Source organism: Actinomadura sp. WMMB 499 (assembly GCF_008824145.1).
In the GTDB taxonomy this organism is placed as follows: Bacteria; Actinomycetota; Actinomycetes; order Streptosporangiales; family Streptosporangiaceae; genus Spirillospora.
Genome location: NZ_CP044407.1, coordinates 7,424,132 through 7,439,292, shown reverse-complemented (window position 1 = coordinate 7,439,292; position 15,161 = coordinate 7,424,132). Strand labels below are relative to the sequence as shown.

Annotated in this window: 15 protein-coding genes; 7 read left to right on the top strand and 8 right to left on the bottom strand. The window is 75.7% G+C overall.

All coding sequences use genetic code 11. The features are described 5' to 3' along the window. The first annotated feature begins 905 nt into the window (after positions 1-905). Entirely contained in the window at positions 906-2,990 is a 2,085-nt protein-coding gene (locus tag F7P10_RS33510; protein ID WP_151015652.1) for a hypothetical protein, read from the top strand. 2 nt (positions 2,991-2,992) lie between these two features. Here the strand turns inward: F7P10_RS33510 and F7P10_RS33505 are convergent, their stop codons facing one another. Then, positions 2,993-3,481: a helix-turn-helix transcriptional regulator gene (locus F7P10_RS33505; protein WP_151015650.1), complete on the bottom strand. Its 489-nt coding sequence runs from the start codon at positions 3,479-3,481 to the stop codon at positions 2,993-2,995. Positions 3,482-3,751: 270 nt separating this feature from the next. On the opposite strand from F7P10_RS33505, the gene F7P10_RS33500 reads away from it, so the two are divergent. Next, entirely contained in the window at positions 3,752-4,798 is a 1,047-nt protein-coding gene (locus F7P10_RS33500) for a hypothetical protein (protein ID WP_151015649.1), read from the top strand. Positions 4,799-4,855: 57 nt separating this feature from the next. On the opposite strand, the gene F7P10_RS33495 is transcribed toward F7P10_RS33500, so the two are convergent. Continuing rightward, on the bottom strand, positions 4,856-5,521 hold the full coding sequence (locus F7P10_RS33495) for an NADPH-dependent F420 reductase (protein WP_176611758.1): 666 nt from the start codon (positions 5,519-5,521) through the stop codon (positions 4,856-4,858). A 93-nt stretch (positions 5,522-5,614) separates the two neighbouring features. Between F7P10_RS33495 and F7P10_RS33490 the strand changes: the two genes are divergently transcribed. After that, complete coding sequence (locus F7P10_RS33490) at positions 5,615-5,956, top strand: helix-turn-helix domain-containing protein (protein WP_151015647.1); 342 nt, start codon at positions 5,615-5,617, stop codon at positions 5,954-5,956. On the opposite strand, the gene F7P10_RS33485 is transcribed toward F7P10_RS33490, so the two are convergent. Beyond that, positions 5,943-6,581 (bottom strand): hypothetical protein, encoded by a 639-nt coding sequence (locus F7P10_RS33485; protein WP_151015645.1) that lies wholly within the window; start codon positions 6,579-6,581, stop codon positions 5,943-5,945. The two genes, F7P10_RS33490 and F7P10_RS33485, sit on opposite strands and share 14 nt — an antisense overlap. Positions 6,582-6,818: 237 nt before the next feature. On the opposite strand from F7P10_RS33485, the gene F7P10_RS33480 reads away from it, so the two are divergent. After that, entirely contained in the window at positions 6,819-6,992 is a 174-nt protein-coding gene (locus tag F7P10_RS33480) for a DUF397 domain-containing protein (protein WP_254716158.1), read from the top strand. Between the two features lie 15 nt (positions 6,993-7,007). Here the strand turns inward: F7P10_RS33480 and F7P10_RS33475 are convergent, their stop codons facing one another. Further along, positions 7,008-9,620, bottom strand: coding sequence for a DUF4132 domain-containing protein (locus tag F7P10_RS33475; protein ID WP_151015641.1), 2,613 nt, complete (start codon positions 9,618-9,620; stop codon positions 7,008-7,010). Positions 9,621-9,675: 55 nt separating this feature from the next. Here F7P10_RS33475 and F7P10_RS33470 point away from each other — a divergent pair, with 55 nt between their 5' ends. Both F7P10_RS33470 and F7P10_RS33465 read left to right on the top strand, forming a co-directional pair. Then, a complete protein-coding gene (locus F7P10_RS33470; protein ID WP_151015639.1) occupies positions 9,676-10,296 on the top strand; it encodes an ABC transporter ATP-binding protein in 621 nt (206 codons plus the stop codon). After that, positions 10,293-11,777, top strand: a complete 1,485-nt coding sequence (locus tag F7P10_RS33465; RefSeq protein WP_151015637.1) for a DUF6297 family protein — start codon at positions 10,293-10,295, stop codon at positions 11,775-11,777. Before F7P10_RS33470 ends, F7P10_RS33465 begins: the two co-directional genes overlap by 4 nt. A gap of 80 nt (positions 11,778-11,857) precedes the next feature. Here F7P10_RS33465 and dapF read toward each other — a convergent pair whose 3' ends face one another. Next, a complete protein-coding gene (gene dapF, locus F7P10_RS33460; RefSeq protein ID WP_176611757.1) occupies positions 11,858-12,859 on the bottom strand; it encodes a diaminopimelate epimerase in 1,002 nt (333 codons plus the stop codon). 121 nt (positions 12,860-12,980) lie between these two features. Here dapF and F7P10_RS33455 point away from each other — a divergent pair, with 121 nt between their 5' ends. After that, complete coding sequence (locus tag F7P10_RS33455; RefSeq protein WP_151015633.1) at positions 12,981-13,277, top strand: MazG-like family protein; 297 nt, start codon at positions 12,981-12,983, stop codon at positions 13,275-13,277. Between the two features lie 4 nt (positions 13,278-13,281). On the opposite strand, the gene F7P10_RS33450 is transcribed toward F7P10_RS33455, so the two are convergent. From F7P10_RS33450 to F7P10_RS42840, 3 genes are read right to left on the bottom strand one after another with little or no spacing between them, the layout of a single operon-like run. Continuing rightward, positions 13,282-13,692 (bottom strand): glyoxalase/bleomycin resistance/extradiol dioxygenase family protein, encoded by a 411-nt coding sequence (locus F7P10_RS33450; RefSeq protein WP_151015631.1) that lies wholly within the window; start codon positions 13,690-13,692, stop codon positions 13,282-13,284. 48 nt (positions 13,693-13,740) lie between these two features. Beyond that, entirely contained in the window at positions 13,741-14,007 is a 267-nt protein-coding gene (locus tag F7P10_RS33445) for a hypothetical protein (RefSeq protein WP_151015629.1), read from the bottom strand. A gap of 17 nt (positions 14,008-14,024) precedes the next feature. Continuing rightward, positions 14,025-15,155, bottom strand: a complete 1,131-nt coding sequence (locus tag F7P10_RS42840; RefSeq protein WP_176611756.1) for a hypothetical protein — start codon at positions 15,153-15,155, stop codon at positions 14,025-14,027. Positions 15,156-15,161 lie beyond the last annotated feature (6 nt).

The window sequence follows — 15,161 nt, the reverse complement described above, 5'->3', positions numbered from 1 at the left end:
AGCCCGGCGCGCCACCACAGGCACCGGCCCCTCCAGCCCACGAGGCACCGCCCGCGCCACACTCGGTCACGGACGCGGCCACGTCCGCCCCGGCAGACACGCCCCGACCCACCGAACCATCACAGGCGCCGACCCCTCCTGGTCACGAGGCACCCACTTCCCCTCCGTCCGCCCCACCGCGCGGAACCGCGCCCGCAGCGCCTCCGGCCGGCGCTCCCGGCACCACCGCGTCCGTCCCGCAGGCACCGGCCGACCCGGCGCCCACGCCCGGACCGGTGATGGAGCCCCCGGCCGAGGCCCCGCCCGGACGGGACGACGCGTCGGCCACCCGCGTGGACCCGCAGCCGCCCGGCCCCGGCGGGACGGGCCCGCAATGGGTCGTCCGGACCGGCGAGGAAGCGCCGCCCGCGAGGTTCACCGCGCCACAGCCGACGGCGGGCACCGTCCCGTGGCTCGCCGCGAAACCGCAGCCCGCGCCGCCTGCCCAGGACCGAGCACGCGTACGCGAGGCCCCACCCCCCGCGCAAGCGCCGCCCGCACGCGCCCACGAAGCCCCACCGCCCGCACACGCACCCGCGACGCACGAAGAAGGGCGCGGCCCCGAACCCCAGTCCCCGCCGCAAGCGCCCACAGCGCCCGGACCACCACCCGGTCAGGGCCGGGCACGCGTACGCGAGGCCCCACCGTCCGCACAAGCGCCACCCGCACACGACCAATCACGCGTGCACGAAACCACGCCGCCCGCGCATGCACCCACGCCCGGAGCACCACCCGCCCAAGAACAGACGCACATGCGCGAGGCCCTGCTACCCGGCCAAGGCCAAGCGCGGGTACGCGAGGCGCCGGGGCGAGCGTCCGATCCACCGGCGGCCGCGGCGCCCGCCGCGTTCGATCGGCCGCAGAGCATGCCGACGCCTCCGGGGCCGCCGGGGCAGCGCGTGTTCCGGCCGGGCATGCGTTCGGGCATCGCGGTCGCGGCCGTCGCCACCCTCATCGCGGGGGGTGTCGCGTACCTGCTGAAGGGCGAGGGCGTTCCGGGCGTGAGCAGCGGTCCCGCCGCCGACGGCGCCACGGACGCGAGCGGCGTCTTCGCCGTCCAGGCCGCTCTGTACGACGGGCACGAGCAGGCGATCACGAGCGTCGCGGTCAGCGGGGACACGGCGGTGACGGTCGGGAGCGAGACGGTGGATCGTCCGCGCGGCCAGATCCTCGTGTCGTCCGACGCGGCGGAGCAGTGGCGCGTCGCGGAGGTGCGGCGCGAGGGCTCCGCGAGCCCGTTCGACGTGCCGCGCGTCGTCGCGGCCTCCGGCAACGGGTGGGCGGCCCTGGGCGCGGGCCCGGCGGGCGTGGCCGTGTGGACGAGCACCGACGGCGGCACGTGGACGCACCGGGCGGCCCCGCAGGGTTTCCAGCGGGGCGACACCGTCACCTCGCTCACCGCGACGCCGAACGGCTTCGCCGCCGCGGGCTCCGGCCACGATGGGAAGCCCACGCTGTGGACGTCCGCCGACGGCGCCGCGTGGCAGCGCGTCGCGGCGTCCGTCGAGGGGGCGCCGGCGAGCGTGGCGGCGGCCGGTGGCGCGCTCGTCGTCCTCACCGAGGAGGGCGAGTTGTGGCGGTCCGCCGACAACGGCGGCACCTGGACGCGGGCCGAGGTTCCCGAGGCGGACGGCTCGTACGGGCCGGTCGTGGCGCTGGCGAACGGCCCCGGCGGGTTCTTCGCGGCACGCGAGGGCAAGAGCGGCGACCGGCGCCGGGCCGTGTTCTACCGGTCGGCCGACGGCGTGGGCTGGAACCGCGCGAGCGTCATCGACCGCCGCACCTACGACCGGCTCGCCGCGCTGAACGGGACGTCCGGTGGTTTGACGGCGCTCGTCCCGCTCACCGACGGGCGGCTCGCGGTGCAGCGCAGCGACGACGGCGTGAAGTGGGAGTCGGTCGAGCGCCTCGAGGGCGACGGCAAGAACGCGACGACGACGGCGGCGCTGCCCAAGGGCGTTCTCGTGGCGGGCACCCAGGACAACGGGGCGTACCTCACGGCGCCCGGGGCGCGGCACGACGACATCGACCTCCTCGCCGTCCCCGGCGCCGTCACCCCCGACCGCACCCTGACCCGCCTGCTGTCGGGCGGCGGGACGACCCTCGCGATCGGCAGCGGCGCGGGCGACGCGGCGGTGTGGCACACCCGGGACGGCGAGTCGTGGACGCGCGCGGGCGGTGACGGGCTCGGCGGCCCGGGAGTGCAACGGCTCGCCGACGCGGCACACGGCCCCAAGGGCTGGGTGGCCGCGGGCGGTGGCGTACTGGTCACCTCGGCCAACGGCGCCGCCTGGGCCCCCGCCACCGCCCCGAAGGCCGACAAGCCCGACATGTCGGGCGCCACGTACGGGACGTCCGGTTACGTCGTCGTCGGTGCGGCGTCCGGCGCGCCCGCCGCCTGGCACTCGGCCGACCTCACCGCCTGGACGCAGGGCACCGGCGACCTCGGCGACGGCCGCATGCGCGACGTCGTCGCGACGAGCGCCGGATACGCCGCGGTCGGCGAGAGCGCGGCGAACGTCCCGGCCGCCTGGACGTCCGCGGACGGCACGACGTGGACGCCCGTGCGACTCCCCCAGGCCTCGGGCGCCCTCACGAAGGTCATCGCACGGGGCGACGTCCTGGTGGCGACGGGCGACGGCAACCTCGTCGGCGTCTCGGCCGACGCCGGGAAGACGTGGACGCTGAGCACCCTCGAAGCCTCGGCCATCACCGCGTCCGCCGCGACGAACAGCGGGTTCGTCCTGGCGGGCACCCCGTCGGGCACCTCCGACGTCGCGCTGTGGACCTCGGCGGACGGCAGGTCGTGGGAGGTGCGGCGCCCCGAGGGCGACGGCCTGACCGGCGACGGCTCGCAGCGCATCACCGGCCTGACGGCCCTCGGCGACGAACTCCTCGCGACCGGGACGAACGGCACGACCCCGACCCTCTGGCGCACCGACCCGCCCTGACGTCAGCCGACCTCGCCGCGCCGCCGGTCGGCCGCCGCGGCGCCGAGGATCATCTCGTGGACGACCCAGCGGGCGTCCGCCGAGAGGTCGACGAGCGCCCGCAGCACCTCGGCGGGGATGGCCCCGTGCTCGACCTCGCGCCGCAGTGCCTTGAACGTGAGGTCGTCCTCGATCGGGGCCGCCTCGACCGGGAAGCCGAAGTACCCGATCGGGACGCCGAAGAAGGTCGCGAGCGCCGTCAGCGTTTTGAGCTGCGGGTTCTCCTGCCGTCCGGTGCGCAGCTTCCACACCGTCGTGGAGGAGATGTCCTCGCCGGTGGCGCGGGCGATCGCGGCCGCGGTCTCGACGTTGTTGCGCGGGGGCCCGGCCTCCGCGGGCCACTGGTTGCGGATGAGCCACTCGACCTTGTCGGCGAGCGCCGCCCCCGGCGCCACGCCCCCGGCCCCCGTGTCGTTCAGCATCGTCAGGTCCTCCCCGTCTCGAATGCTCAACGACTTTAGTTGACCACAACCCACCTCGTCAGCCAAGGACACGCAGACGTCCTTCGATCCACGAAGTCGTCCACTGGACAGTGATGATGTTCGTGGTGACGCCGCAGGCGGGTCTGCCCCGTCCACTGACCGACCGGCCGCCCCAGGCCCCCGCTCCCGGCCAGTCCCGGTACACGCGCCCGGCGGCCGGGGGCTGTGTCGAGGCACCCCGTCGAAGGAAGATGCCAGCAAACACTGGCTTTGTGGGTGGTATGCCGTCATAGTGCCCTCATGAGGCGATCTTTCATCGGTCTGGCGCTGGCGGCCTCCCTGGTGGTGGCCGGGGTTCCCGGGACGGCGCGTGCCGCCGAAACCGGGTGGGGTGCGGTGCCGCTGCCCTTCCTGTGGCCCGACGCGGCGCTGAGCGAGGTGGTCCCGGACGGCGAGGGCGGTGTGTGGGTCGGCGGGCACCAGGGTGCGTACTGCGTGCCGGTCGTCATCATCGGCTGCGTGGCCCGGAGCGACGGGAACCCGGTCGTGCGGCGCCGGACGGGCACGTCCTGGACCGAGTACCCGATCAACGGCTGGACGGGCACGGGGCCGATCAACCGGATCGCCTCGGCGGCGGGCGAGACGTGGATCGCCGAGATCGGGATCTGGTGGGAGACCGACTTCCTGGCGCGGTTCGACGGGAGCGCCTTCCAGAAGGTCGAGCTGCCGCCCGGCTTCCAACTCGACGCCGTCGGCACGGGGACGGGGGGAACCTGGATCGCCGGGTTCACCGACGACGAGCAGGAGCCCCGGCTCTTCCGGCGCACCGGCGGCACGTGGACGGCCGTCGATCTCCCCACCGGGATGGTGAAGGTCACCCACCTCCAGGCGTCGCGGGACGGCACCACCATGTGGGCGGCCGGGCTCGGCCCGTCCGCCGTCCGGGCCGCCGCGCGCTTCGACGGGACGTCCTGGACGAGCGTCCCACCGGCCCCCGTGGTCAACGCGTTCAGCGCGATCGTCCCGCTGGCCGGGGACGACGTCTGGGCCGCGACCGCGACGGCCCTCGTCCACTGGGACGGGCACGCGTGGACCGACTTCCCGTTCCCCGACGACTACCCGCTGCGCGGCTACTTCGAGGATCTCGCCGTCGACACGTCCGGCACGGTCTGGGTGACCGGCGGCGACAGGTGGCTCCACCGGTACCGGGACGGCGCGTGGACGCGCGTGGAGTTCGGCCCCTCCTACGGGTTGGTCCTCAGTGGCCTCACCACCGTCCCCGAGACGAACACCGTGTGGGCCGTCGGCCGGGAGGGCTCCGGGGCCCTCGCCTTCACCACCCCCTGACGCCGACGGTGCGGGCCCCGGCGCGGCGACGGGGCCCGCTCCCCTCCGGGCGCCGCCTCAGCCGGTCGCCGCGTCCGCCGGTCCGAGGAGGGCCGGGTCGACATCGGGGACGGCGAGCCTGGGGTTGTGCCCGGCCGCCACGACCCGCATCACGAACCCCGCGGCCTCTTCCAGCTGGCGGGCGCCCGCGAGCCCGGAGACGACGGCGGCGCGGGCGCCGAGGTCCGCGACGAGGGCCGCCGCCCGGTCCAGGGCGCCCCGGTCGTCACCGCAGATCGCCACGACCGGGGCCGCCTCCGGCGCCCCCGTGTACGGCCACGAGGCACCGGCGAACAGGTGCAGCGCCTTCACCACATGCGCGCCGGGAGCGTTGCGGGCCACGACCTGCGCCGCCGAACCGGACGCCGGCTCGAGCGCGCCGGTCGCGAAGTCCACCGGGTTGGTGCAGTCGATCACGGCCTTCCCGGACAGCGCCCCCTGCGGGCCTCCGGCGAGCGTCACGGCCTGCTCGAGCCCCTCCCAGGACACCGCGACGACCACCGCGTCGCTGGCGCCCGCGAGGTCGCCGGGAGCCACGGCCGACGCCGCATGGCCGATCCGCTCGGCGGCGCCGCTCGCGCGCCGCGGGTCGCGACCGGTCACCAGGACCGAGCGGCCGCTCGCGGCCCAGGCGCGGCCCAGTGCGACGGCGAGGTTTCCAGTACCCAGGATGCCTACGTTCACGGTGTTCCTCCATCGGGAAGTCGCTGTCGACGGGAACGCTACGAACCCCGTTCCTACCGATCGGTAGGCGGTTGCCGGGCCACACTGGGATCCATGATGGACGGGCACTGCGAGACGTTCGCCTCCGACTGCCACGTGTGGGCGGCCGCCGAACTCATCAGCCACAGGTGGGATCCCGTCCTCCTGTCCGCCCTGCGAGCGGGGCCGACCCTGCGCAGCGAGCTGCTGGCGCGGATCGCCGGGATCAGCGACAAGGCCATGACGCAGTCGCTACGGCGGCTGCGGGCGCGCGGGCTCGTCGTCAGGGAGCGGGGGTCCGGGCCGCACCGCGCGATCTACCGGCTCTCCCCGCTCGGGGAGTCGTTCGCGAACGGGCCGCTGGCGCAGCTCGCCCGGTGGGCGGCCGACAACCAGGACGGGCTCACCGGCCCGTAGGCGCCGTCGCGCTCCGGTCCGCCGCGCTTCCGTCCGTCCCATGCTCGGGGCGCCCGTTCCGGCGGCGGTGGTAAGCGTAGGTGACGGCGGCGAGCAGCGGGCCCCAGAGCAGGAGCGGCAGGTAGCAGGCGTAGAAGAGCGCGGCATTCCAGCCGCCCTGCTCCGAGGGGAAGTCGCCGGGCAGCGGTTCGCCCTGGAGGGTGGTCCCGGTGAGCTGGCCGGCCAACGAGAAGGTCCACAGGACCGTGAGGAGCACGGCGCCGAGGGACGCGGGGACGATCGCGGCCAGGGGCGGCACCCTGCGGCCGCGCAGGACCGGGATCCAGCGGGGAACCCGTTCGCCCCACGAGGCGATCAGGCCGAAGGCCGTGAACGCCACCAGTTCCGAGACGATCGACAGGAAGAGGATGTAGACGCGCTCGGCGGGCGGAGCGGCCGCGTCGAAGCCCATCGTGTGGCCGAACGCGAGCGGCAGGCGCCAGAGGCCGGACGGCAGGACGGCGAGCGGGATCGCGACGGCAGCGATCCGCGCCCAGCGCGGGACCCCGGCCACCGGGGCGTGGGCCGCGTGCCACGCGGTGCGCAGCCGTCCGGCGGTCACCGGCCGATCGGTCGCGGCGGTCATCGTCGTCCTCCGTTCCGGCGGGCCGGGGCGCCCGCTCCACAACGAAGGTCGCAACCGCACCGGGGTGTGATCGCCACCCGCCGGAGGGAACCCGCTCCCCCGTCCGGGGGAATCGCGGGCCCGTCCAGGCCCGGAACCGGTCACCGGCGGCCCGCATGGACGGTTGATATGAGGGAAGTTCACGTCCAAGCCCCCACGTCCACAGAAGGGCGAGCACAGATGGTGAACCTGAGCGGTGTGACCTGGCGCAAGAGCTCCCATAGCGGTGCGACGGGGAACTGCGTCGAGGTGGCCGCACTCCCCCACGGCGTCGCCGTCCGCGACAGCAAGAACGCGGACGGGCCCGTGATCGTCCTCGCGGCCGCCGCCCTGCGGGCCGCCCTGCGCACGTCGCCCGCGCGCGGGGACTAAGCCGCCGGACCGGCGTCAGGACGCGCTGCGGACGAGGTCGTGGACGGCCTCGCTCATCGTGACCGGGTCCACCTCGCCGAGCGGCACCGTGTTCTCGGGTGCGGCGGCGGGGGCGGACCCGGCCCACAGTGCCTTGACCTCCTGGTCGTCGCCCTCGCCGTACATGTAGGCGTACAGGCCGGGACTCAGGCCCGCCACGACGTACAGGCCGGCGGGGTCGCGGCGGGCCAGCCATCCGCCCGCGAACTCGCCGTCGGCACCGACCGACTCCCACCGGCCCTGCGAGTGGCCCTTCGCCTTGCCGTAGGGCAGCACCAGCCCCTCCACGCGGGCGAGCCGGTGCGCGGCCCGCTCGCCGCCGGTGAGGCGGTGGACGGGACGTCCGAGCTGCTCGAACGGCTGCAGGATCTCGTAGTCGGCGAACAGCTCGGCCCACGCGTCGAGGTCGGCGAGCAGGATCGGGTGGGCGATGCCGACGCGGGCGTCCGGCGCGAGGGTGAACGGGTCGTCGTGGACGTCGGCGCAGGTGCGGTCCTCGGCGACGCGGAAGGCGACGCCGCCGTCGGTGATCCACACGAGGCGGCGGGTGATGTGGCCCAGGAGGGGGTGATCGACGAACAGGGCGCGAAAGTCGTCCGGCGTCCAGCTCCGCCGGGCGATCATGGCGGCTTCGAGGCGCTTGAGTTCCTGGCCGGCGATCGTCCGCACGTCCTTCTTGAGGCCCGTGAACAGGGCGTGCGCGGCCGGGGCGAGGACCGGATCGTCCTTCGGGCCGGGCTTGGGCGCGCTCTTGCGGATCTTCCCGTTCGGTTCCGCGACCAGCGGGACGAGCTGCTCGTCGAACGTGACGGTGAAGCGGCGGGGACCGTAGTCGAGGACGAGCGTGCCCGCGGCGTCCAGGCCGAAGTCCGGGACGGCCCGGTCGGCGAGCCCGTCCGGCGTCATGCCGCGCGCGGCGGCGACCTCGTCGATCTTGCCGAGGGCGCGGGACTTGAGCCCCTTGTACTTGCCCCGGCGGGCCAGCTCGAAGAGGTGGGTGAGCGCGACGTCGGAGCCGATCGCGGCGAGGACGTCCAGGGCGGCGCCGGACCGTGCGGTGGCGCCCTCGCCCGGCCAGGCCTTGATCAGCGGGCTGAGCCGCCGCACCGTCGTGTCGTCGCCGATCAGGCCGAGCTGAGCCAGCGCCCACTTGTGCTTGGCGGGCGCCCCGCACGCGTGCCAGCGCTGGAACAGCGCCCACGAGAACTCGGCCAGCGAGTGCCGGTCGCAGAAGTCGCGGGCGGCGGTGACCTCGGGGGCGCTCTTGGCGAGCAGGTTCAGCAGGCACCGGGTCGCGCTCTCCGGCAGGACCCGGTCACCGGCCCGCGTGCGGATCCGCGGCAGGAGCGCCGGGTCGGCCCAGTCGACCTTCGCGCTGCGGGCGGGCTTGCCCGCGAGGACCGCCGGCACGTCGTCGGCGTCCGGGACGGGCGGGCGCGGCCGGAGCCCTTCGGCGACGCCCGCGGGCAGGTTCCCGGCCAGGGACGGGTCGGCGTGCAGCAGGCCGCGCACCAGCCCGGCCGCGCGAAGGCCGCGGGTCGTGCCGTCGTCCGCGCGGGGCGCCAGCGCCCGCACCGCCTGTGCCGGGTACCGCTCCGCGGCCTTCAGCAGAACGGCGGGCACGTCCTTGTCGCCGAAGCCGTCGAGCAGCGAAAGGAAGATCCGTTCGTCCGGGATCGCGAGCAGGGCGCGCAGGAGGATCGGGCGGGTCTCGTCCGCCTCGCGCCGGAAATGGCCCCGGTACGCCGTGTCGATCAGCGGGAACGCGTCCCGGCCCAGCCCGTCGAGGAGCGTCCCGACGATGGCGGGGGTCACCGTGATCCAGCCGATCCCGGCGAGGTGCGCCGCGCGCGTCAGCGACGCGAGCACGTGGTCGTGCCCGAGCACCTGGCGGGCGGCGGGGTCGGCGAGGGACTCGTCCGTCCAGGCCGTCTCGGTCGGGACGAGGTAGGAGGCCGAGCGGCGCCGCCCGGCATCACCCCGGTGCGCCGCCAGGCGGGCGACGGCGTCGCCGTACTCGGGCTCGGACGCCGCCGCCAGCAGCGTGCGGAGCCGCTTCGCCACCGCGTCCTCGGCGACCCACCGGCCGCTGGGAAAGGCGTCGCCGTCGGCCACGCGCCTGATCTCGCCGCGCCACCCGCGCGGCCCGTCGCCGCCGTAGAAGACGGCGTAGCCCCGGATGACGCCGTCGGCCCCCGGCTTCGCGGGCCGGGGCACCGGGCCGAGCACGATGGAGCACGCCTCGGTGACCGCGCAGGCGGCGAACGCGAGCCCGTGGTCCGGCACCCAGGCGTCCGGGAAGGCCGTGCCGTCCGCGCCGAGGTACCGCACCGCGACGGCCGCGACGGCCGCCGCGCCCGCCGGGTCGGGTTCGCCGTCCAGCCACGCCCGGACGGCCGCGCCGAGTGCGGGGTCGGTGCGTTCGTGCTCCGCCATCTCCGCCGCGATCGGGCGGGCCTCGCGGTCCCACTCGCGCGCCCGCCGCGCGGCGTCCTCGTCCAGGACGACCCGCGGCCCGGGGACGCCCCCGCGCCGCGGATGGATGTGCTCGCGCCACTCGACCGGAATGTCCACCACCGTCTCGACCATGGCACGCGAAACTAGTGGCGAGTGCCGACATTTCCGCGCCCTTAGGATCGGCGGCATGGACGAAACGGTCATCACCGTCCGGGGGCTGGAGGTGGAGCTGGGCGGCGTCCCCGTCGTGGACGGCTTCGACCTCGACGTGCGGCCCGGCGAGGTCGTCTCCCTCATGGGGGCGAACGGCGCCGGGAAGTCGACGCTCCTGCGCTGCCTGGCGGGCCTGCAGCGTCCGGCGGCCGGGGAGGTGACCGTGCTCGGGCGGCCGCCGGTGGACGAGCCCGCGTTCTGGCGCGACGTCGTCCTCGTCGCCGACGAACCCGCCTGGTATCCGGGACTGTCGGTGCGCGAGCACGTCGAGCTGATGCGGGCCGTGCACGACGCGTCCCGGCTCGGGACGGACGCGGCCCTGGAGCTGTTCGACCTGGCGGGACGGGACGACGCGTCGCCGCTGCGGCTGTCGACCGGGCAGCGGCAGCGGCTCTCGCTGGCGATGGGGCTGGTGCGGCCGAGCCGGCTGCTCCTGCTGGACGAGCCGGAACGCGGCCTCGATCCCGACTTCCGCGACCGGCTCACCGAGATCCTCGTCGCGTACCTGCGGGACGGCGGCACCGTCGTCATGGCGACCCACGACGGCGACCTGGCGTGGAGCACGCGGCGGCTGAAGATGGAGGCCCCCGCGTGACGGGTGCCCGGACGGTCCGCGGATACCTGCGGGCCCACGGCCGCCCGACCGCGAGCTGGACCGACCGGTACACGCGCGCGGCCGCGGCCCTGGTCCTGGCGGCGTCGCTCGGCGGGCTCGCCCGCACCGTGCTGCCGCCCGCCGCGCGGGAGGTGGACCCGTCGCAGGCGGGCGCCGGGCTCGCGCTGATCGCGCTGGCCTACGCGGGGTTCCTCACGCTGGCCCGCAGGTTCGGGCCCGTCGCGCTCCCGGCGGCCGACGCGGCGTGGCTGCTGCTCTCGCCGCTGCCCCGCCGCGGCGTGCTCGGACGGAGCACCGCGCTCCTACTGGCGTTCGCGCTCGTGGCCGGAGCCGTGGTCGGCGTCGCGCTGCTGCCCGTCCTCGGCCTGTCCGGCCACGCCCCCGTGCCGCTGGCCGGAGCGCTCGTGCTCGGCGTCGCGGCGACGGCCGGGGGGACGGCGACGGCCGTGCTGGCCCAGGCGTCCCCGCAGTGGGACATGTGGCTCCAGACCGTGATCGCCGGAAGCGTGGGCGCGGCCGTGGTCGCGGTCGTGCTCGGCCACGGACCCGGCCGTGAACTGCTCGCCTCCGTCGCCGACGCGCCGATGCCGCCGGTCACGGCCGTGGCGGTGGCGTGCGCGGCCGTGACCGCGCTGCTGCTCCGGCTCGCCTGGGGCGCGCTCGGGCGCATCCCCGCCCGCTCGCTGCTGGACGCGTCCACCCGGACGGGACACGTGGTGGCCGCGGCGGTCGTCCTCGACCCCGGTGCGCTGTCGGGGATCGCCGAGGACGCCCACTGGCGGGGACGGCTCGTGCGTTCCCGCCCGTGGCCCGCGCGCCTCGGCCGTCCGGCGGCCCTCGCCTGGATCGACTGGCGGCGGCTGTCGCGCCGTCCGGGCCCGCTGTGCGGGCTGGCCGCGGCCGGTGCGCTGCCCGCGCTCGCCGCCGCGGCCGGTGCCGGGCCGAACCTCGTGGCCGTCGTGGTGGCGGGCGGGGCGCTCACGGCCGCCGCGGCGGGCACGGCGGGCGCCCGCCGGGACGCCGGCGACCCGGGCCTGGCGCGGCTGTCCGGCGTCGCGCCCCGGACGGCGCTCGCCGCGCGCGCCGTGCTGCCCGCGCTGCTCGGCGGCGGCTGGCTCGCGCTCGCCCTGAGCTGGGCGGCCGTGACGGGCGCCCTGCCCGGCGCGGCCTGGTGGGCGTTCGGCCCGGCAGCGGCGCCCGCGCTGGCCGCCGGGGCGCTGCGGATGGCGCGGCGGCGGCCCGTCGACCACGCCATGCCGACGCTCGACACCCCGTTCGGGTCCGTGCCCACCGGCCCGCTCGTGTGGGCCGGGACCGGGATCGACGTCGCCGCCCTCGGCTGCGCGCCGCTGCTCGCCGCGCTGAGCGCCCCACCGTCCGCGATCGGCCCGTACCTGGCCGTCCAGGCACTCACCGGGATCGCGGTGCTCGCCGCCTACCTGGCCGCCGCCCGCCGCTGACGGCCGGGAGAGCGGCCTCCGCCCGGCCGTCGGTCAGGCGATTCACTGTGGGGAGCGACCCCCACAGGTCCGGCCGTCGGTCAGGCGGTGGGCTTCACCCCGGCGTCGGCGAGGATCTCGCGGTTCTCCCGGTAGAGGGCGTCGAACGCGGCCAGCTCCGCCTCGTCGTCCTCCTGGACGAACGACAGCGCGCCCTCGCCCGCCAGGGAGGTCCGGTCGACCTCGGCGCGGAAGACGATCGTGCCGTTGCCCTCCAGGACGGGCTGCCAGCGGCCGCCGGTCTCCTGCAGCCACGAACGCGCCGGGCCGCCCGGGTTCCGCACCAGCACGGGCACGTCCGGCTCGACCCGTCCGAGCCGCGACAGCACCGCGCGCGACGCCGCCACGCCCGACCCGCAGGACGGCGTCAGCCCCGCCCCGCGCTCGTAGGTCTGCACGTAGACGTCGTCGGGGCCCCGCCCGTCCAGCGGGAGGACGAAGCTGACGTTCGCGCCCTGCGGGAAGGCGGCCGGGCTGCCGGCGACCCGCAGGCCCGTCTCGACCAGATCGTCCTCGCGGTAGCCGGTGATGACGCTGACCAGGTGCGAGTTCGGCACCGCCACCGCCGTCACCGGCAGCGACGCGTGGTAGGCGCCGAGCACCCGGTCGACGACCGGGCCGGCGGCACCCGCGACGATCGGGTCGGCGGGCGCGAAGTCGACCGGCGGCAGCTCCACGGCCGTCCGCCGGACGCCGTGCGGCGTCGTCCCCGCGTCGCGCACCGTGAAGTCGTACGGGCCGGTGCGCAGCACGACCCGCCCCGCGTCGTAGCGGTCGAGGAGGAGCCGGCCCGCGCCGCGCATCCCATTGCCGCACAGCAGCGACTCCGAGCCGTCCGGGTTGAAGAACCACGCGCGGCCCGAGCCGTCGCCCCCGTCCACGATGAAGTAGACGCCGTCGGCGCCGAGCCCGTCCCGGCGGTCGCACAGCCGCCGCACCGCGCGGGCGGCCTCACCGCCGGGGAACACCTCGTCCGGGGCACCGTCGATGACCAGGATGTCATTACGGTTTCCGTGGACCTTGACGACCGGCAACTGCGACATGGCGGCTCTCTGACGTGCTTCAACGGATGATCCGACCATCGTACCGGCCGTCCGGGAACCCCCGCCGGTCCGCGCCGCTAGCATCGCCGACGTCACATCCCCGCACACCCCTGGACGCGCCATGTGGGACGACCTCGCCCGCCTCCGGACCGGCTACCTCCCCGACGTGGACGAGCAGACGCTCATCCTGAAGATCGCCGAGGAGTACGGCGAGGCCTTCCAGGCGTACATCGGCGTCACCGGCCAGAACCCGCGCAAGGGCGTCCACGGGACGCGGGGCGACGTCCGGGACGAGCTCGCCGACGTGATCATCACCGCGGGCATCGCCCTCGTCGCCCTCACCGGCGACGACCCGGAACGGGCCCGCGCCCACCTCGGGCGGCGCCTGCGCGCCGTCACCGACCGGTCCGGGGTATGACGCCTCAGGCTTCGGTGATGTCCTCGAACATCCACCGGTGGCCCTCGAGGTCGGCCGCCCGGTAGCGGCCGTCGCCGGGCTCGCCGAGGATCGTCGCCCCCGCCCGCCGGGCCCGTTCGAGATGCGCCTCGACGTCCGACACGTACACGTGGACGCCGTCGATCACGTAGGGGACGGCCGACCACGCGGCGGCGTCCGCGCACGTCTCGGCGTGCCGCGCGGGCGACCGGTACGCGGGCGTCGGCTCGGCGAGCATGATCACGCCGCCGTCCCCGGTCTCCATCTCCGCGTGGCCGATCGTCCCGTCCGGCATGCTGATCCGGCCGGTCTCCCGGAAGCCGAACGCGTCGCCGAGCCAGGCGAGCGCCGAACGGACGTCCTCGTACGACAGCATCGGGGTGACGATCTGCTTCATGGCGTCTCCAGAACGCGTCGGGCCGGTGCCGGACGGGAGTCCGGGCGCTCAGCCGTCGTCGGGACGGTCGGGCGGTGCGAGCTTCGCCGCGATCGCGTAGTCGACGCGCACGTCGCGGTACGTCGTCTTCGGCTCGGCCTCGTCGGGGACGCCCTCGCGAACGCTGCCGGAGGACGAACCGGCGTCGGCGTCCCCGGTGAACTCGACCGAACTGCCCGGCACGACGTCGAACCGCAGCTCGTCCGCCTTGATCGTCGCGCGGAACAGGATCGCCGCCGACGCCGCGATCCCGTCCTCCGGATACCTGCCGGCCATCGTCCCTCCCGTTCCGGTCAGCGCCCCGACTGCGACTGCTTGGAGAACATGCGCATCAAGGTGCGGCCGAGTTCCTGGAGGGACTCCTCGGTCTCCCTGAGCGCGCCCCGCAGTTCGGTGGCGTCGCCGTCCGGTTCCGTGCCGGTACCGGACGGCCGCCGCTCGTCCGGCGGCTCGTCCCCGCGTTCCTCATCGGCGCGTTCCTCGTCGGCGCCGCCGCTCGTCCCCGTTCCGCCGCCGCGCCGGGCTTCGTCGCCGGTGCCGGCTTCACCCACGGACCGTCCCGCGTCCCCGGCGACCTGCCCGACCTGCCCGGCCGCACCGCCCGCCCCCTGACCGGCGGCCTCGGTCGCCTTCCCGGCGCCCTTGCCCGCCTCCTCGGCCGCACCACCGGCGCCCTTGCCGACCTGTTCGGCCGCACCACCGGCGCCTTCCCCCACGTCCTGGACCGCACCGCCCGCACCCTCGCCCACGTCCTTCACAGCACCGCCCGCACCCTCGCCCACGTCCTTCACAGCACCGCCCGCACCCTCGCCCACGTCCTTCACAGCACCACCGGCACCCTCGCCCACGTCCTTCACAGCACCACCGGCACCCTCGCCCACGTCCTTCACAGCACCACCCGCACCTTCGCCGACCTCCTGGACCGCCCCACCGGCCCCCTTGCCCACGTCTTCCACCGCGCCGCCCGCACCCTCGCCCACGTCCTCCACGGCGCTGCGGGCTCCCGAGCCCAGTTCGCCGACCGCTCGTCCCGCGCCGGAGCCGATCGACTCCACGCCCCGGCCGATGTGCTCGAGGAGCTGCGGGTTGCGGTCGAGGGTGGTGAGGACGCGGTCGACGATGACGGCCACCTCGTCGAGCCTGACCTCCAGGAGGGCCTGCGCCTCCACGCCCTTGATGTCGAGCTTGACCGCGCCCAGGCCGACGTCGGCGCCGACGTTGAGCCTCAGCATGTCGAGGACCTGGGCGGAGAGCGCGACGTGCGCTTCGAGATTCTCGACCTCGAGGGAGATCTCCTCGACCTTCAGTTCGGGAACGTTGAGGTAGACGTCCGGCCCGCCCTTGGGCGAGCGGCGCTCGGCCCGGCGGTCGGGCTCCTCCCGGCCGCGGTCCCGTTCCACGTCGCCGGGCGTGGTGTCTGCCATGGGTCC

Excerpts from the sequence above, each read along its gene's own strand:
- F7P10_RS33470 (WP_151015639.1), top strand. The coding sequence starts at position 9,676 with ATGGACGAAACGGTCATCACCGTCCGGGGGCTGGAGGTGGAGCTGGGC.
- F7P10_RS33490 (WP_151015647.1), top strand. The coding sequence starts at position 5,615 with ATGATGGACGGGCACTGCGAGACGTTCGCCTCCGACTGCCACGTGTGG.
- F7P10_RS33475 (WP_151015641.1), bottom strand. The coding sequence starts at position 9,620 with ATGGTCGAGACGGTGGTGGACATTCCGGTCGAGTGGCGCGAGCACATC.
- F7P10_RS33445 (WP_151015629.1), bottom strand. The coding sequence starts at position 14,007 with ATGGCCGGCAGGTATCCGGAGGACGGGATCGCGGCGTCGGCGGCGATC.
- F7P10_RS42840 (WP_176611756.1), bottom strand. The coding sequence starts at position 15,155 with ATGGCAGACACCACGCCCGGCGACGTGGAACGGGACCGCGGCCGGGAG.
- F7P10_RS33455 (WP_151015633.1), top strand. The coding sequence starts at position 12,981 with ATGTGGGACGACCTCGCCCGCCTCCGGACCGGCTACCTCCCCGACGTG.
- dapF (WP_176611757.1), bottom strand. The coding sequence starts at position 12,859 with ATGTCGCAGTTGCCGGTCGTCAAGGTCCACGGAAACCGTAATGACATC.
- F7P10_RS33450 (WP_151015631.1), bottom strand. The coding sequence starts at position 13,692 with ATGAAGCAGATCGTCACCCCGATGCTGTCGTACGAGGACGTCCGTTCG.
- F7P10_RS33500 (WP_151015649.1), top strand. The coding sequence starts at position 3,752 with ATGAGGCGATCTTTCATCGGTCTGGCGCTGGCGGCCTCCCTGGTGGTG.
- F7P10_RS33485 (WP_151015645.1), bottom strand. The coding sequence starts at position 6,581 with ATGACCGCCGCGACCGATCGGCCGGTGACCGCCGGACGGCTGCGCACC.
- F7P10_RS33510 (WP_151015652.1), top strand. The coding sequence starts at position 906 with ATGCCGACGCCTCCGGGGCCGCCGGGGCAGCGCGTGTTCCGGCCGGGC.